18 protein-coding genes and 1 pseudogene are annotated in these 23532 nt (G+C 71.9%); 12 read left to right on the top strand and 7 right to left on the bottom strand.

The annotated features are described in order from the left end of the window. Nucleotides 1-3: 3 nt before the first annotated feature. Nucleotides 4-855, top strand: a complete 852-nt coding sequence (locus ADL05_RS05000) for a bifunctional methylenetetrahydrofolate dehydrogenase/methenyltetrahydrofolate cyclohydrolase (RefSeq protein WP_053615676.1) — start codon at nucleotides 4-6, stop codon at nucleotides 853-855. A 283-nt stretch (nucleotides 856-1138) separates the two neighbouring features. On the opposite strand, the gene ADL05_RS05005 is transcribed toward ADL05_RS05000, so the two are convergent. Continuing rightward, nucleotides 1139-1744 (bottom strand): FHA domain-containing protein, encoded by a 606-nt coding sequence (locus ADL05_RS05005; RefSeq protein ID WP_053615677.1) that lies wholly within the window; start codon nucleotides 1742-1744, stop codon nucleotides 1139-1141. A 435-nt stretch (nucleotides 1745-2179) separates the two neighbouring features. Between ADL05_RS05005 and ADL05_RS05010 the strand changes: the two genes are divergently transcribed. Further along, on the top strand, nucleotides 2180-2533 hold the full coding sequence (locus ADL05_RS05010; RefSeq protein ID WP_053615678.1) for a DUF3017 domain-containing protein: 354 nt from the start codon (nucleotides 2180-2182) through the stop codon (nucleotides 2531-2533). Between the two features lie 177 nt (nucleotides 2534-2710). Further along, complete coding sequence (locus ADL05_RS05015; RefSeq protein WP_053615679.1) at nucleotides 2711-3928, top strand: NADP-dependent isocitrate dehydrogenase; 1218 nt, start codon at nucleotides 2711-2713, stop codon at nucleotides 3926-3928. A 1313-nt stretch (nucleotides 3929-5241) separates the two neighbouring features. Here the strand turns inward: ADL05_RS05015 and ADL05_RS05020 are convergent. Both ADL05_RS05020 and ADL05_RS05025 read right to left on the bottom strand, forming a co-directional pair. Then, the gene (locus tag ADL05_RS05020; protein WP_053615680.1) at nucleotides 5242-6507 is read right to left on the bottom strand and encodes an LCP family protein; all 1266 of its coding nucleotides are present in this window, start codon (nucleotides 6505-6507) and stop codon (nucleotides 5242-5244) included. 105 nt (nucleotides 6508-6612) lie between these two features. Further along, the gene (locus ADL05_RS05025; protein WP_053615681.1) at nucleotides 6613-7734 is read right to left on the bottom strand and encodes a galactokinase family protein; all 1122 of its coding nucleotides are present in this window, start codon (nucleotides 7732-7734) and stop codon (nucleotides 6613-6615) included. A gap of 148 nt (nucleotides 7735-7882) precedes the next feature. On the opposite strand from ADL05_RS05025, the gene ADL05_RS05030 reads away from it, so the two are divergent. The 5 genes from ADL05_RS05030 (at nucleotide 7883) to ADL05_RS05050 (ending at nucleotide 13479) form a co-directional block, all read left to right on the top strand. Continuing rightward, on the top strand, nucleotides 7883-8995 hold the full coding sequence (locus ADL05_RS05030) for a YhjD/YihY/BrkB family envelope integrity protein (RefSeq protein WP_053615682.1): 1113 nt from the start codon (nucleotides 7883-7885) through the stop codon (nucleotides 8993-8995). 162 nt (nucleotides 8996-9157) lie between these two features. Continuing rightward, on the top strand, nucleotides 9158-10330 hold the full coding sequence (locus ADL05_RS05035) for a glutamate--cysteine ligase (RefSeq protein WP_053615683.1): 1173 nt from the start codon (nucleotides 9158-9160) through the stop codon (nucleotides 10328-10330). 26 nt (nucleotides 10331-10356) lie between these two features. After that, nucleotides 10357-11592: a M20 family metallopeptidase gene (locus ADL05_RS05040; RefSeq protein WP_053615684.1), complete on the top strand. Its 1236-nt coding sequence runs from the start codon at nucleotides 10357-10359 to the stop codon at nucleotides 11590-11592. 160 nt (nucleotides 11593-11752) lie between these two features. After that, entirely contained in the window at nucleotides 11753-12850 is a 1098-nt protein-coding gene (locus tag ADL05_RS05045; RefSeq protein WP_053615685.1) for an adenosine deaminase, read from the top strand. Further along, a complete protein-coding gene (locus ADL05_RS05050; protein ID WP_053615686.1) occupies nucleotides 12835-13479 on the top strand; it encodes a PH domain-containing protein in 645 nt (214 codons plus the stop codon). Before ADL05_RS05045 ends, ADL05_RS05050 begins: the two co-directional genes overlap by 16 nt. Nucleotides 13480-14217: 738 nt before the next feature. On the opposite strand, the gene ADL05_RS05055 is transcribed toward ADL05_RS05050, so the two are convergent. Continuing rightward, nucleotides 14218-15042, bottom strand: a complete 825-nt coding sequence (locus tag ADL05_RS05055; protein WP_053615687.1) for a purine-nucleoside phosphorylase — start codon at nucleotides 15040-15042, stop codon at nucleotides 14218-14220. A 234-nt stretch (nucleotides 15043-15276) separates the two neighbouring features. Here ADL05_RS05055 and ADL05_RS05060 point away from each other — a divergent pair, with 234 nt between their 5' ends. From ADL05_RS05060 to ADL05_RS05070, 3 genes are all read left to right on the top strand, one after another. Further along, nucleotides 15277-16659: an NAD(P)H-quinone dehydrogenase gene (locus ADL05_RS05060; RefSeq protein WP_053615688.1), complete on the top strand. Its 1383-nt coding sequence runs from the start codon at nucleotides 15277-15279 to the stop codon at nucleotides 16657-16659. A 190-nt stretch (nucleotides 16660-16849) separates the two neighbouring features. Next, entirely contained in the window at nucleotides 16850-17224 is a 375-nt protein-coding gene (locus ADL05_RS05065) for a zf-TFIIB domain-containing protein (RefSeq protein ID WP_082376111.1), read from the top strand. 7 nt (nucleotides 17225-17231) lie between these two features. Then, nucleotides 17232-17882: an AAA family ATPase gene (locus tag ADL05_RS05070; protein ID WP_053615690.1), complete on the top strand. Its 651-nt coding sequence runs from the start codon at nucleotides 17232-17234 to the stop codon at nucleotides 17880-17882. A gap of 177 nt (nucleotides 17883-18059) precedes the next feature. Here ADL05_RS05070 and ADL05_RS05075 read toward each other — a convergent pair whose 3' ends face one another. Continuing rightward, on the bottom strand, nucleotides 18060-19310 hold the full coding sequence (locus ADL05_RS05075; protein ID WP_053615691.1) for a hypothetical protein: 1251 nt from the start codon (nucleotides 19308-19310) through the stop codon (nucleotides 18060-18062). Nucleotides 19311-19489: 179 nt separating this feature from the next. After that, nucleotides 19490-20968, bottom strand: a complete 1479-nt coding sequence (locus ADL05_RS05080) for a dicarboxylate/amino acid:cation symporter (RefSeq protein WP_053615692.1) — start codon at nucleotides 20966-20968, stop codon at nucleotides 19490-19492. A 488-nt stretch (nucleotides 20969-21456) separates the two neighbouring features. Between ADL05_RS05080 and ADL05_RS31545 the strand changes: the two are divergent. After that, nucleotides 21457-21618 (top strand): annotated as a pseudogene (locus ADL05_RS31545) (Uma2 family endonuclease); the annotation flags it as partial. An 88-nt stretch (nucleotides 21619-21706) separates the two neighbouring features. Here the strand turns inward: ADL05_RS31545 and ADL05_RS05085 are convergent. Further along, nucleotides 21707-23476: a biotin carboxylase N-terminal domain-containing protein gene (locus ADL05_RS05085; protein ID WP_053615693.1), complete on the bottom strand. Its 1770-nt coding sequence runs from the start codon at nucleotides 23474-23476 to the stop codon at nucleotides 21707-21709. Nucleotides 23477-23532 lie beyond the last annotated feature (56 nt).

Here is a 23532-nt window from a genome sequence, read left to right on the forward strand (position 1 = left end):
CGCATGAGCGCGACCGTTCTGGACGGCAAGGCCGTCGCGAAGACCATCCGCGGTGAGCTCGCCGAGCGGGTGGCCGAACTCAAGGCCCGGGGGATCACCCCGGGGCTGGGCACCGTCCTGGTCGGCGACGACCCGGGCAGCCACTCCTACGTGCGCGGCAAGCACCGCGACTGCGCGCAGGTCGGCATCGCGAGCATCCGCCGCGACCTGCCGGCGGACGCCACGCAGCAGGACGTGGAGCGGGCCGTCCACGAGCTGAACGAGGACCCGGCGTGCACCGGCTACATCGTGCAGCTGCCCCTGCCCCGGGGCCTGGACGAGAACCGGGTGCTGGGCCTCATCGACCCGAACAAGGACGCCGACGGCCTCCAGCCCTCCAACCTGGGCAAGCTGGTGCTGATGCAGGACGCTCCGCTGCCGTGCACCCCGCGCGGCATCGTGGAGCTGCTCGGCCGGTACGACGTGCCGCTCCGGGGCGCCGAGGTGGTCGTGGTCGGCCGCGGCGTCACCGTGGGCCGACCCCTCGGCCTGCTGCTGACCCGCCGGTCGGAGAACGCCACGGTCACCCTGTGCCACACGGGCACCCGTGATCTCGCCGCGCACACCCGCAACGCGGACATCATCGTCGCGGGCGCGGGCGTGCCCGGCCTCATCACCAAGGACATGGTCAAGCCCGGCGCGGCCGTGCTGGACGTCGGCGTCTCGCGCACCGACGACGGCCTGGTGGGCGACGTCGCCCTGGACGTTCCCGAGGTCGCCGGGTTCATGTCGCCCAACCCCGGCGGCGTGGGCCCGATGACCCGGGCCATGCTGCTGGTCAACGTGGTCGAGGCGGCCGAGCGCCAGGCGGGCTGACGGCCGGGTCCGGACGCCGGTCGGGGGCGGAGGCGCGACGGGCGCCTCCGCCCCCGCCGCCGTGCGGCCGGGAGGGACGTGGGCGCAGGCGGTCCTGGCATCCGCGGTCCGGGCACACGCGGTCGCCGCGGCCGGCCGCCGTACGGGCGCAGGCGGTCCTGGCATCCGCGGTCCGGCCGTCCGCGCCGCGGCCGTCCGCGCGGCGGACACCGGTCGCCTCGCTCAGCCGTGGCGCGGGCCCCGTCGGAGCGGCTGAGCCCGCGCCCCGACGTCGCGGGCCCGGTCAGCTGGCCCGGCGCGCGGACCCGCTGATGGGCATCGGGCGTACCAGCCCCAGGGCCACGACCTCGTTGGCCAGGCGGGTGCGCCGGTTCTGCCCCTCGGGGATGCGGAACTTCTGGTACAGCCGCAGCAGGTGCTGCTTGACCGCCGCCTCGGTGACCACCAGCGCCTCGGCGATGTCCTTGGCGGTGGCGGGCGCCACGAACGCCTCCTCCGACAGCGCCGGGCGGCACAGGGCCGTGAGTACGTCGAGTTCGCGGCGGGTGAGTTCGGGCGCGGCCCCGCGGCGCAGTTCGATGTCCGGGCTGATCTGCTCCCGGGGGAGCCCGCCCGTGCGGCAGCGCGCGGTGCCGAAGCTCACCACGTCGCCCTCCTCCAGGACCCGGCGGGCGATGGGGCGGCCGTTGACGCGGGTGCCGTTGCGCGACAGCCCGAGGTCGACGACGTAGACGTAGGGGCCGCGCCGGACGAGTTCGGCGTGCAGTTGGGAGACGCTCGGATCGTTGAGCCGGATGTCGGCGCCCTCGCCGCGGCCCACGGTGGTGACCTCGGCGGCGAGTGCGTGGATGTCCCCGGTGTCTTCCACCCGGAGATAGGGCCCGTCCACGGTGACTCCTCCCGGATAGGGCTGGCGTGTCCGGTGCGGGCGGCGGGGGTGGGGGATGGGTGACTGTCGGGGGACGGAGGGGCGGTCGGCGCGTTGAGTGGGGTTCATAGGGGGTGGTCCTCGCTCACCGGTGCACTCATCCCAAGCTTGGTTACCCGGGTGGTACGGGTTCTACGCGCTTACTCCGGAGTTAGGCGGACAAGGCCGGGGAATACGGCTCTGTGTCGGAATCGGCAGGGGGTATCGGACACCCGGTTGATCTGATGCGGTGAGACCGTTTCCGTGAGTGCAGAGGCGTGGCGACACTGATCCCTACAATGGTGGTGTCTCTCCCGTGCCGGCGTCCGGTTCCACCGCGATTCGTGCCGGGGTCCCGTCCGCGGAGCCAGGGAGGGTCGCGCGGGCAGGTCGGAGACCGGACGGGTCGGGGACACGGTGAACGAAGCGGGGTTGGCGGAGTTGTCGGACGCGGAGACACCTGACGAGACCCGGAAGAATCGGCCCCGGGAGCGCCCGGAGGTGCCCGACTGGCTCGCCCAGGTCCCCTACTTCCTCGTGATGTCCGCGCTGGCCGCGGGCACGGTGATCGTCGCTGCGGCCTACTTCAAACGCGGTCCGGCGATCATCGCGGGCGCGCTGCTGCTGGCGGCCGCGTTCCGGTTGTTCCTGCCCAAGGACTGGATCGGCATGCTCGCCGTGCGTCGGCGCTGGATCGATCTGACCACCCTCGTCGGCATGGCGGTGCTGCTGATCGTGCTCGCATGGGTGGCGCCGCAACTGTCCGCGTAGGCGTCGAATAAGCTTGACGTCGAGATACCGCGACACCGACACGCCACCGCCTCCCCGGTAGCACGGACGCCGGGCGGGCGTGGGACAACGCCGCGCGCGGACCTGGGAACGGCCACGAACCGGGACCGGCCCGTCGTACGAGGTGGTGGCGCAGACTGAAGGGACAGCCACACAGCCATGGCCAAGATCAAGGTCGAAAACCCCGTAGTCGAGCTGGACGGCGACGAGATGACCCGGATCATCTGGTCCTTCATCAAGGACCGGCTGATCCTCCCGTACCTCGACATCGACCTGAAGTACTACGACCTCGGGATCGAGGAGCGCGACCGCACCGACGACCAGATCACGGTCGACGCCGCCAACGCCATCAAGGAGTACGGCGTCGGCGTCAAGTGCGCCACGATCACGCCGGACGAGGCCCGGGTCGAGGAGTTCGGCCTCAAGAAGATGTGGCGGTCGCCCAACGGCACCATCCGCAACATCCTCGGTGGCGTCGTCTTCCGCGAGCCGATCATCTGTGAGAACGTGCCGCGCCTGGTCCCCGGCTGGACCAAGCCCGTCATCATCGGCCGCCACGCCCACGGCGACCAGTACAAGGCCACCGACTTCAAGGTGCCCGGCCCCGGCACGGTCACCATGACCTACACCCCGGCCGACGGCAGCGAGCCGGTCGAGTTCGACGTCGCGAACTTCCCCGAGGAAGGCGGTGTCGCGATGGGCATGTACAACTTCCGCAAGTCCATCGAGGACTTCGCGCGCGCCAGCCTGAACTACGGCCTGGACCGCAACTACCCGGTCTACATGTCCACCAAGAACACGATCCTCAAGGCCTACGACGGCATGTTCAAGGACGTGTTCCAGGAGGTCTTCGAGGCCGAGTTCAAGGAGAAGTTCGACGCCGCCGGCCTGACCTACGAGCACCGCCTGATCGACGACATGGTCGCCGCGGCGCTCAAGTGGGAGGGCGGCTACGTCTGGGCCTGCAAGAACTACGACGGTGACGTGCAGTCCGACACCGTCGCCCAGGGCTACGGCTCGCTCGGCCTCATGACCTCGGTGCTGCGCACCGCCGACGGCCGCACCGTCGAGGCCGAGGCCGCGCACGGCACGGTGACCCGTCACTACCGCCAGCACCAGCAGGGCAAGCCCACCTCGACCAACCCGATCGCCTCCATCTTCGCGTGGACCCGCGGTCTGGACCACCGGGGCAAGCTGGACAACACCCCCAAGGTCGTCGAGTTCGCCAACACCCTCGAGGACGTCGTCGTCAAGACCGTCGAGGGCGGCCAGATGACCAAGGACCTCGCGCTGCTGGTCGGCAAGGACCAGGAGTGGCTCACCACCGAGCAGTTCCTCGCCGCGCTGGACGAGAACCTGAGCAAGCGCCTGGCCTAGGGCTGTTCGTCCGATCCGCACTGAGCCCGCGGGTCGGGTGACCTTCACCACGCCCGGGCGTCCCCGAGAGGGGGCGCCCGGGCGTCGCCGTTCCCCGATCAGAGGAGGGATTGCGCGCGAACGCGCCGTTTGGGGCCTTCGGACACGGGGCGCCGCACAAGTTTCTCGGTGTGTTTACCGTGTTCGCCGGACAGCCGGTGTCTGTGGGTGGGAGTATGGCCACCCCGGGTGAGGGCCACCGCGCCCGGGTGCGACGTAAGACACGTGGGCAGGATTCGCACCTTTCGCGAACTTTGACCTATGGTGGAGACACGCCGGTGAGAACCGGCAGGCCAGAGCGGGTGCGAGCCCCTCGGCCACAACAGACCGACGTGCCGGCTTTGCGCCCGCTGGGGGGTAGGCGCGCACAGTACGGAACGTCACGAAGAAGGGCCCGTCACCATTGGTGGCGGGCCCTTCGCCGTGTTCGGGGTGTGTTCGGGGTGTGTTCGGGGTGTGTTCGGGGCGCTTCATGCCGGGGCCTTCGTCGTCGCCTACGCCTGCGCTCGTTCCTCGCTCCGGCTTGGCTCCTCCTGCAGTCACCGGCGCGCCCCTCACACCTGTGCTTTCTTTGGGCCTCCGCTCGTTCCTCGCTTTGGCCCGGATCAACCCCCTGTGGTTGCGGTGAGCTGGACCGCTCACGCCTCACCCCCTGGGGTCCCGTAGTCCCGCGTGTTCACGCCCAACCCCCTGGGGCTGGGGCGGGCTGAACGGCCACCTCTCACCCCCTGTAGCCCCGCCACGTGGACGGCCACCTGCCACCCCCGGGGCTGAGGCAGCCCGCGTGTGCACGTCCAACCCCCTGTGGTCCCCGTGAGCGGAACCGGGCACGCCCACCGCCTGCGATTTCGAAGGCGCGGACGCGCACGTCCCACCTCCTGTGCCCGGGGCCGGGGGTGGGACGTGAGCCGTTCATCGGTTGGGGGCGGTGCAGGGGGTGGGAGCTGCACGGGGACGGTCTACGTCCACCCGAGGGGGTGAGAGGTCGGCCGTTCATCCTGCCCTCAACCCCAGGGGGTTGAAGGTGGCCGTTCAGCCCGCCCGGGCCACAGGGGGGCTCGCGAGGGGCGGGCCAGTGTTCTGCAGGAGGAGACGGGGCCGCCGCGAGGAACGAGCAAGGCAAGTCGACGACGAAGAACGCTGGCTACTCGGCGCCCCGAGCACGGGGCCACGAAGAACGCTGGCTACTCGGCGCCCCGAGCACGGGGCCAAAGCGAGGAACGAGCGGAGGCCCCCAGAAAGCACAGAGCGGAGGCCCCAGAAAACACAGCAACTCACTCGGCCATGACGCTCTCCGGGATGGGCTCGCCCTCGCGGATGGCGGCGAACATCTGCCCCGAGCGCTCCTCGTCCCAGAGCACGACCGAGCCGACGCCGTCCAGGGTCGGGGTGCTGCCCACGGGCACCGAGGTGGTCTCCGTGCCTCCGCGCAGGGCCAGCATCATCGTGGCCAGGTGGCGGAGGCGGTCGCCCTCGTCCACCATGAACGTGTCCGTGCCGGCGGTGACGAGCGGGATGGCCCGGACCGGGTTGAACAGGGTCGAGGGGTCGCTGGCCTTCTGCACGAGCGCGGAGAAGAACTCGCGCTGGCGCTGGATGCGGTCGAGGTCGGCGCGCGGGGTGGCGCGGGTGCGCACGTAGCCCAGCGCCGTGCCGCCGTCCATCTCCTGGCAGCCCGCCTCGATGTCCAGCCCCGCCTTGGGGTCCACCATCGGCTCCTCGGGGCACAGTTCCACGCCGCCCACCGCGTCGACCAGGTCCACGAAGCCGCCCATGCCGATCTCGACGTAGTGGTCGACGCGCACGCCGGACGCGCGCTCGAAGGTCTCCACCAGGGGGGCGGGGCCGCCGCAGACCTCCTCGCCGTCCTCGTCGGTCCCGCACACGGCGTCGGCGAACGAGGCGTTGATCTTGTTGTCCGCGAACCCCGGGATGGCCATCGGCACGTAGGAGTCGCGGGGCACGCTGATGATCGTGGGGTCGCCCTCGTCGGGGATGTACAGCAGCATGATCGAGTCGGTGCGGCGGCCCTCGGCCCGGCCGGTGGCCAGGTCGCGGACCTGGTCGTCGTCCAGGCCGTCGCGGCTGTCCGAGCCCACGATGAGGAAGGTCGTGCCGTCCTGGCGCTCGGGGCGCCCGTCGTAGTCCAGCAGCGCCTCCACGTGCTGCAGGCGCGAGTCCGCCCACAGGTAGAACGCGGTCGGCACGCCGATGAGGACGACGAGCAGGACCACCAGCGTGCTCGTCACGATGGTGCTGACGCGCTTGCGCCGCCTCTCCTTGGCCCGGCGCTCGATCCCCCGGCCGTCGTACTCGCGCCCGGCCGAGTGCGTCCTGCGCCTGGGGGCGCTCCGGCGCACCGGGGGCACCTCGCCGGCCCTGGGCAGCCGGCGCGGACCGCCGGCGGCCTCCTGCTCGGACTCGCGCGAGCGGTAGAGCTTCTCGAACTGGTCAGGCCGACCGGGTGTGCCGCCCCTGCGGAACACACCCGCCTTGTCGTGTTCACCGGTCGAGCCGGGGTCGCTCCTGCGGTCAGCCATCGATTCGCCTATCTGCTCCGCGCCGTGGACGTCTGGGGGTGTGCTTCCTGGCTATGTGATCGCAGAAAGGGTAGCCGGGTTCGCCCCGATCCGTCCGAACCGAGGTCACCTCAAGCGGTGGGCACCGGCCGAGGGCACGGCCGCGCGCACGCGGGGCGCCACCCGGCCATGGTCGGCGAACGCCCGGGCGAGCGCGTCCGTGATCCGGTCGACGCGGTCCTCGGCGGCCAGAGCCAGCGCCGTGCCGCGCCACCCGGACATCCGCACGCCGCGGGCCCCCGCCCGGGACGCGGTCTCCGCGGCGAGGTCCACCTCCGGTGTGGGCAGGTCGAACCGGCGCAGCGACAGGTGCGAGGCGGTCAGCACCGGACCGACCTCCGCGGAGCGGCCCGCGCGCAGCAGGCCCACGGCGGCGTTGAGCCGGTGCGTCTCCGTGACCGCGTACTCCACCCGCGTACGCAGCACCGGGTCGCGCAGCTCGCGCAGCGCCGCGGGCAGGTCCCGGACCGCGCGCAGCGGGCCCAGGACCTCCTCGGCCCGTGCCAGTTCGGCCTCACGGACGGGGCGCGGATCGCGGCGGGGCAGGGCGCCGGTGTCGATGACGAGCAGCCGCAGCCCCTCGGCCGCGAGGTCGAACGGCAGGACCGTCGACTTCCTCCCCCGGGGATGGAAGCGCACCACGCAGCCGGGCCGGGCGACCATGGCCACGCGCCCGTCGGCCTCGTCCCGCTCGGGGGGCGGGTCGCCGCCCATGTCGGCCAGGGCCAGGGCCACCGCGCTGCCCGCGGCGGCCGTGCGGCCCAGGGAGGCGTGTTCCGGCAGGTCCGCGTCCAGGAGGACCCGCACCCCCGTGTCGGGGGCCAGGGAGCCGTTCCGGCGCGCGTCGGCCACCGCCGCGGCGACGGCCCGCGCCGCGGGCTCCCGGGGCCGCACGGCGCCGAGGGGCGTCGCCACGTGCACGCCCGCGCCCGGAGCCTCCCCGACCGCCGCCGTCACACCCCAGGGCAGGGCGGCGTACAGGGCGGCTCCGGCGGCGACCGCCGTGTGCTCGCCCATCAGCGCCAGCCGGCCCGGCGCGCGCCACACCCCCGCGGGCTCCGCGCCGAACCGCCGCAGGTACTCCTTGGCCAGCGCGTCCGGATCGGGGGCCCCGACCGGCCACTCGCCGCGCGGCCCCGCCGACCGCACCCCCAACACAGCACGCAACCGCGCCCCCGCGCCCCCCACCGGACGTCCCCCTTCTCCCCGATCCCCCTTGACGGCTCCTACCCCAAGTCTGCCGTGTACCGCGGCGCACCCGCGCGTGGCGCCCCCCTACCGCGGCGCGACTGCACTAGGGTGTCCCACACTTCCGGGCGTGCATGGGAAGGACCGTATGGCCGCAGCGCTGGACAGGGCGAAGGACGGGGCCCGGCACTACCGGAACCTGTCGATGGACGCGTACTGGCGTCTCAGGCGGCGCCACCCCGCCGTGGACCACGCCGTGCGCGCCTACGAGCGCTACGCCGACCGCAACGGCAACCAGCTCGCCGGGGCGGTCACCTACTTCGCGTTCCTGTCCTTCTTCCCCCTGCTCGCGCTGGCCTTCGCCGTGGTCGGCTACCTGGCCTCGATGCAGGTCGAGCTCACCGCCACCCTCGAAGAGGGGATCGACGGCGTGCTGCCGGGACTGTCCGAGCAGCTGCCCATGGACGACATCGCCCAGGCGCGGGTGGGCGCCGGAGTCATCGGTCTGCTCGGCCTGCTCTACGCGGGCCTGAACTCGGTGTCGGCGCTGCGCCAGGCCCTGCACTCGATCTGGCTCAAGAGCGTCAAGGAGGGCCCCAACGTCCTGCTGCGCAAGGCGGGCGACCTGTTCGTGATGGCCGGCCTGGGGCTGGCGCTGCTGCTCACCGTGTCCTTCACCAGCGTCGGGCAGGCGGCCACGACCTGGCTGCTGGCCCTGGTGGGGCTGGACGGCTCCGTGTGGGCCAACCTGCTGCTGCGGCTACTGGCGCTGGCCATCGCGATCTCGATGAACATGGTCCTGTTCGTGCTGGTGTTCACGCTGCTGTCGGGTAGCGGACGGCCGATGCGGATGATGTGGCGCGGGGCCCTGCTCGGCGCCGTGGGCTTCGAGGTGCTCAAGGCGACCGCGGCCGTACTGCTCGCCGGAACCCTCAGCAACCCCGTCTACGCGTCGTTCGCGGTACTCGTCGGGCTGCTCGTGTGGATCAACCTGGTGATGCGCCTGGTGATGTTCAGCGCGGCCTGGACGGCCACCTGGCTCCCGATGCCGGCGCCCTACACCGGGACGCTGCCGCTGCCCGGGGAGAACGGCCTGGACTGGTCGCGGCGGGGACCGGGGGCGCGCGTGTCCGCGTCCGCGCTCGCCCGGCACCGCGTCGACCAGCGGATCGTCGCGGGGATCGCCGCCCTGCTGGGCGCCGCCGGGGCCGGGGGAGCGGCCGCCGGGCTGCTCCGGCGGGCGCGGCGGCGCGATCGCTGAACCCGTTCCGAATCTTTTCAGGAATTCCTCCCGTGGGCGGGTACATATACCCGTATGCGCGCGGTGTGGGAAGGGTAGTCCTCTTCTGCCCCGGTTGACCGGTTCGCCGGGGCTCGAAGGTGCGCCGACCACGGCGGTCGGCAATCACCCCCCGGAGGGCAGATGGGAATCGCATTCAAGTCGTCCGAACGTGCGACGCTCGGTGTGGAGTGGGAACTCCAGCTCGTCGACCGCCGCAGCCGCCACCTGCGCCAGGAGGCGAGGGAACTCCTGGCCGACCTCCCCGACCTGAGCGAGGACGCCGCGCCCCCGCTCCGGCACGAGCTCATGCAGTCGCAGGTCGAGGTCGTGACGGGGATCTGCGAGACGGTGGACGAGGCCAAGAGCGACCTCGCGCGCAACCTCGGCCGCATGAGGGAGGTCCTCGACCCGCGCGGCACCACGCTGACCTGCTCGGGGACCCACCCCATCGACGACTGGCGGGACCAGTCCCTCAGCCCGGGCGCCCGCTACGGCGAACTCGTGGACCGCATGCAGTGGCTGGCGCGCAGGATCCTCACCTGCGGCGTCCACGTCCATGTGGGAGTGCGCAGTCCGGAGAAGGCCATTCCCATGGTGAACGCCCTTGCGAGGTATCTCCCTCATTTCCTCGCTTTGAGTGCTTCCAGCCCATTCTGGAGTGGTGCGGACACCGGGCTCGCGTCCTCGCGGTCGATCATCTTCGGTGCGCTGCCGACGTCCGGACCCCCCGTGAACCTCCCGCACTGGACGGCTTTTGAGGAATACATCGAAACGCTACTCAGGGCGGGTACCATCGCCTCTATCAAGGAAGTGTGGTGGGACATCCGTCCGCACCCTGATTTCGGCACCATCGAGATCCGGATGTTCGACGGGATTCCCACACTGCGCGAGGTGGGAATGGCCGCCGCGCTCTCGCAGAGCCTGGTGGAGCTGTTCGACCACCAGCTCGACCGCGGGTACGGCTTGCCCAGCCCGCCGTCCTGGCTGGTACGGGACAACAAGTGGCGGGCCACTCGCTACGGACTGGACGCCCGTGTCATCACGGATCTGCACGGAACCACCGTTCCGCTCCGGGACGACCTGTACGAGCTGGTACGCGAGCTGGCGCCCGTCGCGGCCCGCCTGGGCTGCGCCGAGGACCTGGACCTGATCTCCGAGATCCTGGACAAGGGTGCCTCCTACGAAAGGCAGCGCGCGGTCGTCGCCGCGGGCGGTTCGCTGGACGACGTCGTCGACATGCTCGCAGCCGAGCTCCAGGGCGACCACCCCACCCGTGCAGCGGTCGGTGTCGGCGATGGAGCCGGTGCGCGGTAAGACGTGAACGAAGAGGGGACCCTCGCATGCAGGGACGTGACCTGCCGGAACAGTTGACCGCTTTTCTGGCGCGCCATGAGCGGGAGTTCACCGGTTTCCGCCGGGACCTGCACATGCACCCCGAGCTGGCCTTCGCCGAACACCGCACCACGGGGCGGATCGCCGAACGGCTGCGCTCGGTCGGCCTGGAACCCAAGGAGCTCCCCCAGGGAACCGGCCTGGTCTGCGACGTGGGCTCCGGTTCCGGCCCCCTGGTCGCCCTGCGGGCGGACATCGACGCGCTGCCCCTCTCGGACGAGAAGGACGTGCCCTACCGCTCCACCGTCCCCGGCGTCGCCCACGCCTGCGGACACGACGTGCACACCACGGTCCTGCTGGCCACGGGGGTCTTCCTCGCCCAGCAGGCCCGGGCGGGCGCCCTGCCCGGCCGCGTCCGGCTCGTCTTCCAGCCGGCCGAGGAACTGCCCGGCGGCGCCGTGGAGGTGGTCAACGCGGGCGCGCTGGAGGGTGTCGACCGCATCTTCGCCCTGCACTGCGACCCCCGCCTGATGGTCGGGAAGGTCGGGCTGCGCTCGGGAGGCATCACCGCCGCCTGTGACCAGCTCATGGTGCGCCTCTCCGGGCCCGGCGGGCACACCGCCCGCCCGCACCTGACCTCCGACCTCGTCTACGCCATGGGCAAGGTGGTCACCGAACTGCCCGCCGCGCTGTCCCGGCGCATCGACCCCCGCGCGGGCTTCAGCCTGGTCTGGGGCCGGATCAGCGCCGGATCGGCGCCCAACGTCATCCCCGACGACGCCGTCGCGGAGGGCACCGTGCGCTGCCTGGACGACGAGGCCTGGCACGCGGCCCCCGACATCGTCAAGGGCCTGGTCGAGTCGGTGGCCGGTGCCTACGGCGCCGAGGCCGAGGTGACCTACCGCCGGGGCGTGCCGCCCACCATCAACGAGGCGGGCAGCGTCGAGATGATGCGCGAGGCGGTCACGCTGTCGCTGGGCTCCGACGCGGTCGCGGCCACCCCGCAGAGCCTGGGCGGGGAGGACTTCGCCTGGTACCTGGAGCACGTCCCCGGCGCGCTGGCGCGGCTGGGCACGCACTCCCCGGAGTGGGAGGGCCCGATGCTGGACCTGCACCGCGGCGGATTCGACGTGGACGAACGGGCCATCGGCGTCGGCACCCGGTTCATGGTGACCTCGGCCCTGACCGCGCTGTGGGAGACCGCCCGCCCCCACGCCGACGTGGACGACCAGGCCCTCGCCTGAGAGAGCGCCGACCGACCAGGGGGACGTCCGGCCACCCGCGCGAGACAGCGCATAGCACGACACCGCGGCACGGGCGCCCCACCTCGGCTTCTACCGGATTTTCGGCAACTTCACCCCGGCGTGGCGGAGCGCACGGCGGCCAGATGGCATCCTGAAACGCATGAACCAGCCACTCACCATCGAGCAGATCCGTCGGGCGCCGAAGGTCCTCCTGCACGACCACCTCGACGGCGGCCTCCGTCCCTCCACCGTCGTGGAACTGGCGGCCGCGGTCGGATACACCGGCCTGCCCACCAACGACCCCGCCGAACTGGGCGTGTGGTTCCGCGACGCGTCGGACTCGGGGTCGCTGGAACGCTACCTGGAGACCTTCGCGCACACCACCGCCGTCATGCAGACCCGGGAGGGCCTGGTCAGGGTCGCCTCCGAGGCCGCGGAGGACCTGGCGGCCGACGGCGTCGTCTACGCCGAACTGCGCTACGCGCCCGAGCAGCACCTGGAGGGCGGCCTGACCCTGGAGGAGGTCGTGGAGGCCGTCCAGGAAGGGCTGGAACTGGGCGAGAAGCGCGCCGCCGACCGCGGCCGCAGCATCCGCACCGGGCAGCTGGTGACGGCCATGCGGCACGCCGCGCGCTCCTCCGAGATCGCCGAATTGGCGGTCCGCTACAGGGACGCGGGCGTGAGCGGCTTCGACATCGCCGGCGCCGAGGCGGGCAACCCGCCGACCCGCCACCTGGACGCCTTCGAGTACCTGCGGCGGGAGAACTTCCACTTCACGATCCACGCCGGTGAGGCGTTCGGCCTGCCGTCGATCTGGGAGGCCCTCCAGTGGTGCGGGTGCGACCGGCTCGGGCACGGCGTGCGCATCATCGACGACATCACCGAGAACGAGAACGGCGTGCCCGTGCTGGGCCGCCTCGCCCAGTACGTGCGCGACAAGCGCGTGCCGCTGGAGATGTGCCCGAGCTCGAACGTGCAGACCGGCGCGGCCGAGTCCATCGCCGAGCACCCCATCCGGCTCCTGCACGACCTGCGCTTCCGGGTCACCGTCAACACCGACAACCGGCTGCAGAGCGGGACCAGCCTGTCGGAGGAGTTCGCCAAGCTCTCCCGGGCGTTCGGGTACGGCTGGGACGACCTGGAGTGGTTCACGGTCAACGCGATGAAGTCGGCCTTCCTGCCCTTCGACGAGCGCCTGGCCCTGATCAACGGCATCATCAAGCCGGGCTTCGCGCAGCTGAAGTGGGCGACCGACTGATGGAGCCGCCCCACCCCACGAGTCACTACTCCACGTCCACCCGCCTGCTGGCGGCGGCGTGGATCGTGATCGCCGTGCTCCTGATCCTGGACGTCCTGCTCCGGGGCGAGGGACGCCAGGCGTGGATCGCCGGCGCCGTGCTGGCCGCCAGCGTGGCCGTCGTCTACCTCGTGTGGATACGGCCGCGCGTGGTGGTCACCGAACGGGGCCTGCGGGTGATCAACCCCCTGCGGGAGACCTTCGTCCCGTGGGCGGCGGTCCGGTGGGTGGACGTCACCGACGTGCTCCGGGTGCACACACCGCAGGCGATCGTGCGCTCGTGGCCGCTGCGGGAGACCAAGCGCGCCAGGGTGCGGGAGAACATGCGCCGGGACGCCGGCTTCCTCGACGCCGACCACGACGAGGACCCCGCGGCCATGCGGCCGGTCGACCTCGCCGCGCGCCAGCTGCGCCAGGACGCCGAGCGGTACAGGACGCGCCCGCTGACCGGGCCGATCAAGGACGTCGACGAGGCCGGACCCGCCGCCCTGGGCGCAGAGGACGCGCCCCAGACCATGGTCCCGGTCGAGGTGATCGTGGTCCTGGCCGCGACCGTCGTGATGCTGGCGGGCGCGGCGTTCCTCACCTGATCCAGCGGACCCGACCGGACCCGGCGCCAGGGCGGCCGGGTCCGTCGTGTTTCCAGGGGTGCCGGGGTTGACGCGGACCCCGGCATCTGGTTAGGTAAGGCATGCCTAAGGGAGAGTGTTCCGGGCGGGCGGACTTCGCGCGGATGGTCGCCCACCCGGACTTCCCCCGAAGGCGGCGCGCGCGGTTCAACTGAATATGGAACGGTGTCGGGTTCGCGAGTCCAACGGGGTCTGCGGGGATCCCGCGCGACACGACACCACAACAGCACAGCCTTCGACCGAGCCACGGCCGGTGCCGTCCATCCCAAGGCCTCGGGGTGTACGCTCGCCACGCCGGTACCGGCCCGCCCGGTCGGAGGCTGTGCTTCTTCGTCCTCTGGGGGCCTCACCGTCGTGGGGCCTCCGTTGCGTTGTCCGGAGCCTCCCAGACGAGAGGGCCCCCGTCCACCAGGCGCCCGGGGTCGAAGCGAGGAACGAGCGGCGGCCCGAGGAAGGCACGGTGAGGGCGCCGACGGGTCCTGGAGTGGCTGGAGGTGCGCTCCCGAGGAACGAGGGCGTGCACCGGAAGGCGCGAAGGCCCCGTCTTAGGGGCGCCGGGGTCGAAGCGAGGAACGAGCGGAGGCCCGAGGAAGGCACGGTGAGGGCGCCGACGGGGTTCTGGAGTGGCTGGAGGTGCGCTCCCGAGGAACGAGGGCGTGCACCGGAAGGCGCGAAGGCCCCGTCTTAGGGGCGCCCGCGTCACACCGTGGCGAGGACCCGGTTGATCAACGAGCCCAGGCGCGGGGCGCGCTGCTCCACGACCTCCAGCGCGCGCTCGGACTCGAAGGGGTGGAACACCGCCCCCAGGGCGTCGTTGCTCACCATCGCCAGCGCCAGCACCTCGGCGCCCATCTCCACGGCGGCGATCGTCTCCAGGGCGATCGAGCGGCCCACGACGTCCGCGCCGGCCTGGCCCAGGACCTGGAGCTCGGCCGGGGTCTGCAGCTGAGGGCCGATCGTGGCCACGTAGACGCCCTCGGCGAGGGTGGCGTCGGCGTCGTGGACGATCTGGCGCAGCCGGGGGCTGTACGCCTCCGACAGGTCGACGAAGGAGGCGCCCTTGAGCGGCGACGTCGAGGTGAGGTTGATGTGGTCTCGCACGACCACCGGCTGACCGGGGGCGATGTCCGCCCGTAGGGAGCCGGCCGAACCGGTGAGCACGACCGTGCGCGCGCCCGCCGCGATGCCGGTGCGCACCGCGTGCGCCGTCTCGATGGCCTCGTAGCCCTCGTACACGTGCACGCGCCCCATGAACACGGCGACGCGCTTCTCGCCCACCCACATACTGCGGACCTTGGGGGAGTGCCCGTCGGCGGTGGGCGGGTGGAATCCGGGCAGTTCGGTGGAGTCGAACTCGATGTCCGCCGAGCCCAGCGTGTCCGCCGCGCCGGTCAGGCCGGAGCCGAGTACGACCATGGCGTCGAAGTGGTCCGCACCGGCCCGCGCCAGCAGCTCCTTCGCGGCGGTGGCCGCCAGGGCCTTCGCCTCGTCGGTGGTCCGGGGCGGCTGCTCTGTTTCGCTCACAAGTCGGATGCTACCGCTGTGTAGTGGGATTGTTCCGGAACGCAACGCAGTGTGTCCGGAGACCGGAATCCCAGACGAACCGCGGTTCGCGGACGCCGGGGTGGCTGAGGTGGGCACAGGTCCCCATAGACGACAATGGAGGCAACCGATACATCCAGGTGGCGCCCCGCCATGCCCGAATGTCACCCGGACCGGGAACGGGCCAGGGGCAGCCCGCAGAGGGAGTGAAGCAGCGTGACGAAGGTCGTGATCATCGGGGGCGGACCCGGGGGCTATGAGGCGGCGCTGGTCGCCGCGCAGCTCGGCGCGGACGTGACGGTGGTGGACCGCGACGGTATCGGCGGCGCCTGCGTCCTCACCGACTGTGTGCCCTCCAAGAGCCTCATCGCCACCTCGACCCGCACCACCTACGTGCGCGAGGCCGACATCCTCGGGATCAACATCCCCTCGATCCACGAGGACAAGGCCGAGGTCGAGGTCGACATCTCGCAGGTCAACCCCCGGATCAAGGACCTCGCCCAGGCCCAGTCCGAGGACACGCGCAAGCGGCTGGTCAAGGAGGGCGTCAAGGTCATCGAGGGCGAGGCCCGTCTCGTGGACCCGCACATCGTCGCGGTCGGCGAGCAGCGGCTGCGCGCCGACGTCGTGCTGCTGGCGACCGGTGCCCACCCGCGTGAGCTGCCCACCGCCAAACCCGACGGCGAGCGCATCCTCACCTGGCGCCACCTCTACGACCTGGAGGAGCTGCCCGAACGGCTCATCGTGGTCGGGTCCGGCGTGACCGGCGCCGAGTTCGCCAGCGCCTACCAGTCGCTGGGCTCCGACGTGTCCCTCGTCTCCTCCCGCGAGCGCGTCATGCCAACCCAGGACGCCGATGCCGCCGAGGTCCTGGAGGAGGTCTTCATGCGCCGCGGCATGACGGTCCTCAGCCAGACGCGCGCCGAGTCGGTCCGGCGCACCGACGACGGCGTCGTCGTCACCCTCTCCGACGGCCGGACGGTCGAGGGCAGCCACTGTCTGATGACGGTCGGCATGATCCCCAACACGGAGGGCCTGGGGCTGGAGGAGGCCGGGGTCCGCCTGGCCCAGGGCGGCTTCGTCGAGGTCGACCGGGTCTCGCGCACCACCGTTCCGGGCGTGTACGCCGCCGGGGACTGCACGGGCGTCAACATGCTGGCCTCCGTGGCGGCCATGCAGGGCCGCATCGCCATGTGGCACGCGCTGGGCGAGGCGGTGTCCCCGCTCAAGCTGTCCACCGTGGCCTCCACGGTGTTCACCCACCCGGAGCTGGCGGCGGTCGGGGCCAGCGAGGACGACGTCCGCAGCGGGCGCATCGACGGCCGGTCGGTCACCCTGCCGCTGAACACCAATCCGCGCGCCAAGATGAACGAGGTCAAGGACGGCTTCGTGAAACTCATCTGCCGCCAGCACACGGGCATCGTGCTGGGCGGCGTCATCGTCGGACCGCGTGCCAGCGAGCTGATCCTGGCCGTGTCGGTGGCCGTCCAGCAGCGCCTGACGGTGGACGACCTCGCGCACACCTTCGCGGTGTACCCGTCGCTGTCGGGCAGCGTCACCGAGGCAGCCCGCTCCCTCATGCTCGCCTCCCCCGAGTAGACCGGGCCCGTGACGCCCTCCCGGCCCCCAGGGCTCCGGTAGGGCGTCCCACGGCCGGGAGCTCCGGGGCCCGCGGAGGGCCCCGTTCCCCGCGCCCGCGGCCCCGGTCGAGCCCGCGAGGGCGTCAATGGGGGCAGGCCGGACCCGGGTCCATATGTGAACCAGACACCGGAAGCCGTAGGATCCGGACATGATCTGTCCCAAGTGCCAAGGGCACATGCGTACCTTCGACCGGCACGGCGTCCACATCGAGCGCTGTGAGGGCTGTCAGGGCATCTTCCTGGACCGTGGCGAGCTGGAGGCCATCGCCAACGCCGAGCAGCGGCACTACGGTGCCGTCCCGCCCGACCCCTCCGCGCCCCCGCCCCCGCCGCCCGCCTATCCGGCCCAGGGCGGCGGCTACCCCGCCCGCGGCGGCTACGGCGGCGGTTACAAGGACTCGCCGCGCCCCTACGGCGGCGGTTACAAGGACTCCCCGCGCCCCTACGGCGGCGGCTACAAGGACTCTCCCCGCCCCTACGGCCGCAAGCGGCGCAAGAGCTTCCTCGAAGACCTCTTCGACTGAGGCGGCGGTGCATCCGCTGATCTGTACGCACTGCGGTGCGTGGAACGGCGTCCCCGACACGAGCGCGGGGGCGTCGGTCCTGTCGTGCGCGGACTGCGGCCGGACCCGGCCCTTCCTGCGGCGGCCGCTGTACTGCGTGTCCGGTCCCAGCGGCACCGGCAAGTCCACCATCGCCGGGCTGCTGCTGGAACGGCTCCGGGACCGGTTCGTCGTCCTCGAACAGGACCTGCTGTGGGTGGGCGGTCTTCGCGATCCCGCCGACGAACACCGGCTGTTCCGCTCCACCTGGCTGCGCACGGCCGCCATGGTGCAGCAGAACGGGCGTCCGGTCGTGCTCTGCGGGACGGTCGTCCCGCCCGAGTTCGAGCCGCTGCCCGAGCGCGCCCTGTTCACCGACGTGCACTACCTGGCGCTGACCTGCGATCCCGGGGTCCTGGCCGCACGGCTGCGGGCCCGTCCGGCCTGGCGCGGTTGGGACGAGGAGCGCATCGCCGAGACGCTGGACTTCGCCGACTGGGTGGAGGAGGAGGCCGAACGCCTCACGCCGCCGCTGACCCTGCTGGACACCACCGCGGCGGAGCCCGCGGAGACCGCGGCCGAGGCCGCCGCCTGGGTCGAGCGCCTCGACGCCGCGGCCGGAGGGCGGTCGGAGGCGTAGGGCGCGTTCCGTGCGGTTCCGCCGCCGACTGACGAGAACGCGGTGGGAGCGCTGTCGGGCCGTTCGACCTTGGCAAACGACACGGTGGCCGCAACCTCCCCGAAGTCAGGGTGTTGCGACCACCGCTGGAACCCGAGCCGATGCCTCGGGGCCGTGCGTCATACGGGTGCGCGTCGGTCAGAAGTCGAAGCCGCCGAAGTCGCCGCCTCCGCCGAAGTCACCTCCGAAGTCGCCGCCCATGTCACCGCCGCCCATGTCGCCGGCGCCCATGTCTCCGCCCATCATGCCGCCGCCGAGCATGGACCCCATCATGGAGCCCATCATCATGCCGGTGAACATGCCCATCATCATGTCCATCCCGAAGTAGCCGCCGGCGTAGGGCGAGTAGGCCGGGCCCGCGTCGTAGTAGGGCCGGCGCTCGCCGTCGACCTCGACCAGGCGCACGTCGGGCTGTCCGCCCGTGCGCACGGCCTGGGCGCAGCTGTCGCAGGCCGTGACCGACCTCGGGGAGCCGCCGGGCGGGGCCCACTCGACGTCCGTGGTGGACGGGCCGTGCTGCGGGTTGAAGAAGCAGGGCCCGCGCCGTGCGGGCACCTCCTGGCCGTTCAACCGCGCCCGCGTGGCCGTCATGTAGTAGCGGCCGTCCTCCAGCGCACCGGTCACCATGCGCACCTGGTCGGGTTCCTGGAGGGTGTCGAGCAGGGACTTGGCCTGGTCGTAGGAGTCCATGGCCCGGGAGTAGTCGGTGCGGGTCTCCTCGTCGACCGCGGAGAGGTCGATCTCCAGCCGCGCGACGTCCTCGCCCAGCCGGACGACGTCCTCGGTGGCCATCTGCTTGATCTCGGCGAGCTGCTTGGCCTTCTCGGCGGCCCGCTTCTTGCGCTGGTTGTAGACGAACCAGCCGCCGCCCGCGACGAGCAGGACGAGGATGGCGAGCAGGACGACACCGGACGTGGCGCCCGCGGCGGCGTCCTCCTCGACGGTGTCGATGGCCTCGGGCACGGCCGCGAGCGTCGTGATCTGGTTGTTGTCGCCCTCGGCGAGCGCGGCCTCGCGGATGGCCTCGGTGTCCTCGACGTTGGGCGACAGGACGCGGAAGGCGTCGCTTCCGGCCAGGACGCCGTAGACGCCGTCACCGACCTCGCCCATGACGGGTTCGAGGTAGGTCTCCAGACCGGCCTCGGAGCCGACCGTTCCGGACGGCAGGATCACGTAGTAGACGGGGACGTCGGAGCCGGCGGCGGCGGACTCCAGCGCGCTCTCGTCGGCCGACGGGATCTGGTCGGCGATGGTGGGGTCGATGAAGACACCGTCGTTCTCCAACTCGGCGACGATGTCCTGGGTCTCGGGTGCCTCGGGCTCGGCCTCCGCCGCGGCGGGCACCACCGAAGCGGTCACCACCGCCGCCGCGAGTCCGGCGGTCAGCACTGTGGGTGTTACCAAGCGGCGCAACATGTCGTTCCTCTCGCCTCCCTCATCCGTAGGGACGAACAAGGCACCTGGACAGTTCCCGTCAGTCCCAGTGTCTCACCGCACGGACGCGCGCGACGGCCCGCCGGAGGAGTCCGGCGGGCCGTCGCGGTCGGGTCGTGAGGGTCCTGTCGAGGTCAGGTCGTGCTCGACCCGGCCGTCTCCTTCTCGTCTGACTGCTCGGACGACGCGGACCGCTCGGACGCCGTCGCGCCGGAGTCCCGGTCCGCGGCCCCGTCGGTGTCGGCACCGGTCGGGACGGAGTCCGACTCCTCGTCGAGCGGCACGAAGCCGGTCACGCCGCGGGGAGCGTGGTAGCGGGCGGTGTCCAGGATGCCCTCGCGCTTGGCCACGATCGCCGGGATGAACGCCTGGCCGGCCACGTTGGTGGCGGTACGGCCCATGTCCAGGATCGGGTCGACGGCCAGCAGCAGGCCCACGCCCTCCAGGGGCAGCCCCACGGTGGACAGGGTCAGGGTCAGCATGACGGTCGCACCGGTGGTGCCGGCGGTGGCGGCCGAACCGATGACCGAGACGAAGACGATCAGCAGGTAGTCGGTGACGCCCAGGCCGATGCCGAAGAACTGGGCGACGAAGATCGCCGAGATCGCCGGGTAGATCGCGGCGCACCCGTCCATCTTGGTGGTCGCGCCGAACGGCACCGCGAACGCGGAGTAGTGGCGGGGCACGCCGAAGTTCTGCTCGGCGACCCGCTGGGTCACGGGCAGGGTGCCCATGGAGGAGCGGGACACGAAGCCGAGCTGGGCGGCGGGCCACACACCGGTCAGGTACTTGACCGGGGAGAGCCCGTTGACGGCGGCGAGCAGCGGGTAGACGACGAACACCACGAGGGCCAGGCCGACGTAGATGGTGACGGAGAACTGCCCGAGCGCGCCGATGGTGGTCCAGCCGTAGCTGTAGACCGCGTTGCCGAGCAGGCCGACGGTGCCGATCGGGGCCAGGCGGATGACCCACCACAGGGCCTTGAGCACGACGTCCAGGGCCGACGCGGTGAAGTTGATGAACGGCTCGGCGGACTTGCCGACCTTCACCGCGGCGATGCCCAGAACCACGGCGATCACGATGAGCTGCAGGGCGTTGAACGACAGCGAGGTCGACAGCGAGCCGTCGTCGGCGGCCGAGGTGCTGGCGGCCAGGCCGAGGAAGTTGGCCGGGACGATGCTCTCGATGAACGCCAGCCAGGAGCCGGTGGTGCTGGGTTCGGCGGCGGTGGAGGCGTCCACCGCGCTGTTGAGGCCCGGACGGAAGACCAGTCCGAGCGTGATGCCGATCGCGACCGCGATCAGCGCGGTGATGGCGAACCACAGCAGCGTCTTCCAGGCCAGCCGGGCGGCGTTGGCGACGTTGCGCAGGTTGGCGATGGAGGAGATGACGGCGAGGACGATCAGCGGCGGGACGATCGTGCGCAGCAGCGAGACGAAGGTCGAGCCGACGGTCTCCAGGGTGACGGCGAGCCAGTTCGGCTCACCGTCGCCGGTGGTGCCGAGCTGGAGGGCGACGACGCCCAGCAGGAGGCCGAGGACCAGGCCGGCCAGGACCTGGGCGGCGAACGGGAAGCGTGGACGCTTGCGCTTGACGGTGGTCTGCGCGGACACGGCAGGTGACTCCAGACGTGGTGGAAGGCGTCCGGGCGCGGGTGAACGACGGCGCGGTCGGCGCCGTGGGACAGCAGGGGCCCGGCTCGGGGGATGGGGCGGGATCACCGCGGGAGGGTGATCTGGGGGTGGGTACGGGTGTGCGGCGCGCAGCCCGGACGGGCGCGCGTGAACCTAGCTACACGCGTGGCTGTCGAAGCGGCACAGGTCGATGTGCCACCTTCGCGTCAGTCCCCAGATGTTCGTCACAATGGAGAACAATAACCGTGGTTCCCACTTTGTTCCATACGGTCATCGGATGAATCTTGGCGGCGGGGGCCCGCAGCGCCCGTGTGGCGGGCGTCCTGGCGCCCCGAGGGCCACGGGAGTGCGGCGAGGATCACCCTCGGCGCGGCCTCGGGTGAGACGATCCAGGAAGACACCGTGACGGGGTGACAGAGCTGGCCACCGTGGGCGACGAGAACGATCCGACGACCGGAGGCAGCGACATGTCTGTTCCAACCGTGGCCGAGCGCCCGGTCTCCGAGTTCGGCGAGGTGAGGCTTCCCATGCCCCCGCAGGATGGCTGCACCGCCGACGACCTCGACCGCATCCCGGATCTTCCGCCGCACACCGAACTCATCGACGGAAGCCCTGTACTCGCGAGCCCCCATGCTTCAGCGCTGACCTGGAACGTTGGCGGGGGAGGCCCCGGCTCTCCGGTGCCTCCCCCTCGTGTCCGCCCGGAGCGGGTGGGCGCTACGCGTCCTTGATCTCGCAGACCACCGCGCCGTTGCCGATGGTCTCGCCCGCGGCGACCTTCAACCCGCTGACCGTGCCCGCCTTGTGGGCGGTCAGGGGCTGCTCCATCTTCATGGCCTCGATGACCACGACCGTGTCGCCCTCGGAGACCTGGGCGCCCTCCTCGGCCACCAGCTTGACCACCGTGCCCTGCATGGGCGAGACCAGCGCGTCACCGCTGACCGCCGCCGCGCCCCCGCCGCCCTTGCGCGAGGCGCGCTTGCGGCGCTCGCCGCCCGATTCGGCCGGAGCCGCCGCGGCGGCGCCCAGCCCCGCGGGCAGCACCACGTCCAGGCGCCTGCCGCCCACCTCGACGGTGACCGTCTCGCGCTCGGCCGCACCGGCCTCGCCGGGCGTCCCCGTCCACGGTTCGATGGTGTTGTCGAACTCGGTCTCGATCCACCGCGTGTACACCCCGAACTCCCGCTCCGGGTCGGCCGGGGCGAACGCCGGATCGGACACCACCGCCTGGTGGAACGGGATGACCGTGGGCATCCCGCCCACGGTGAACTCCGCCAGCGCCCGCCGCGAGCGCTCGAGCGCCTCGGCGCGGGTGCGCCCCGTCACGATGAGCTTGGCCACCATCGAGTCGAAGGCCTGCGGGACGGTGAACCCGGCCTCGCACCCGGTGTCCACCCGCACGCCCGGCCCGCCCGGCAGCGACAGCTTGGTGATCGTGCCCGGCGCCGGCATGAAGCCCCGGCCCGCGTCCTCGGCGTTGATCCGGAACTCGAAGGAGTGCCCGCGCGCCGGCGGATCGTCGAAGCCCAGCTCCTGCCCGTCGGCGACGCGGAACATCTCCCTCACCAGGTCCACCCCGGTGACCTCCTCGGTCACCGGGTGCTCCACCTGGAGCCGGGTGTTGACCTCCAGGAAGGAGATGGTGCCGTCCGCCCCGACCAGGAACTCACACGTGCCCGCGCCCACGTACCCGGCCTCGGCCAGGATGGCCTTGGAGGCCGCGTACAGCTGTTCGTTCTGCTCCGGGGTCAGGAAGGGGGCCGGGGCCTCCTCCACGAGTTTCTGGTGGCGGCGCTGCAGCGAGCAGTCGCGGGTGGAGACCACCACGACGTTGCCGTGGGTGTCGGCCAGGCACTGGGTCTCCACGTGGCGGGGCCGGTCCAGGTAGCGCTCCACGAAGCACTCCCCGCGCCCGAACGCGGTGACGGCCTCGCGCACCGCCGACTCGTAGGCGTCGGGGACCTGGTCCAGGGTGTGGGCGACCTTGAGGCCGCGGCCGCCGCCGCCGAAGGCGGCCTTGATCGCGAGGGGCAGCCCGTGCTCCCGTGCGAAGGCCACCACCTCCTCGGCGGACTCCACCGGGTCCGGGGTGCCCGCCACCAGCGGGGCGCCGACCCGCTGCGCGATGTGGCGGGCCTGGACCTTGTCGCCCAGGGCGGTGATCGCCGAGGGGGGCGGGCCGATCCAGGTGAGCCCGGCGTCGATGACGGCCTGGGCGAAGTCGGCGTTCTCGGCCAGGAACCCGTAGCCGGGGTGGACGGCGTCGGCGCCCGACTCCGCGGCCACGGCCAGCAGTTTGGCGATGTCGAGGTAGGAGTCGGCGGGGGTGGCCCCGCCCAGGGCGTGGGCCTCGTCGGCGACCTTGGCGTGCAGCGCGTCCAGGTCGGGTTCGGCGTAGACGGCGACGCTGCCCAGGCCCGCGTCGCGACAGGCGCGGGCGATGCGGACGGCGATCTCGCCGCGGTTGGCGATCAGAACTTTACGCACGGTGGGAAATCCTCCTGCTGTGGCGTGGGACGCTCACACGCCGCACGCTCGACGAG

The organism is Nocardiopsis sp. NRRL B-16309 (genome assembly GCF_001279585.1).
GTDB lineage: Bacteria > Actinomycetota > Actinomycetes > Streptosporangiales > Streptosporangiaceae > Nocardiopsis.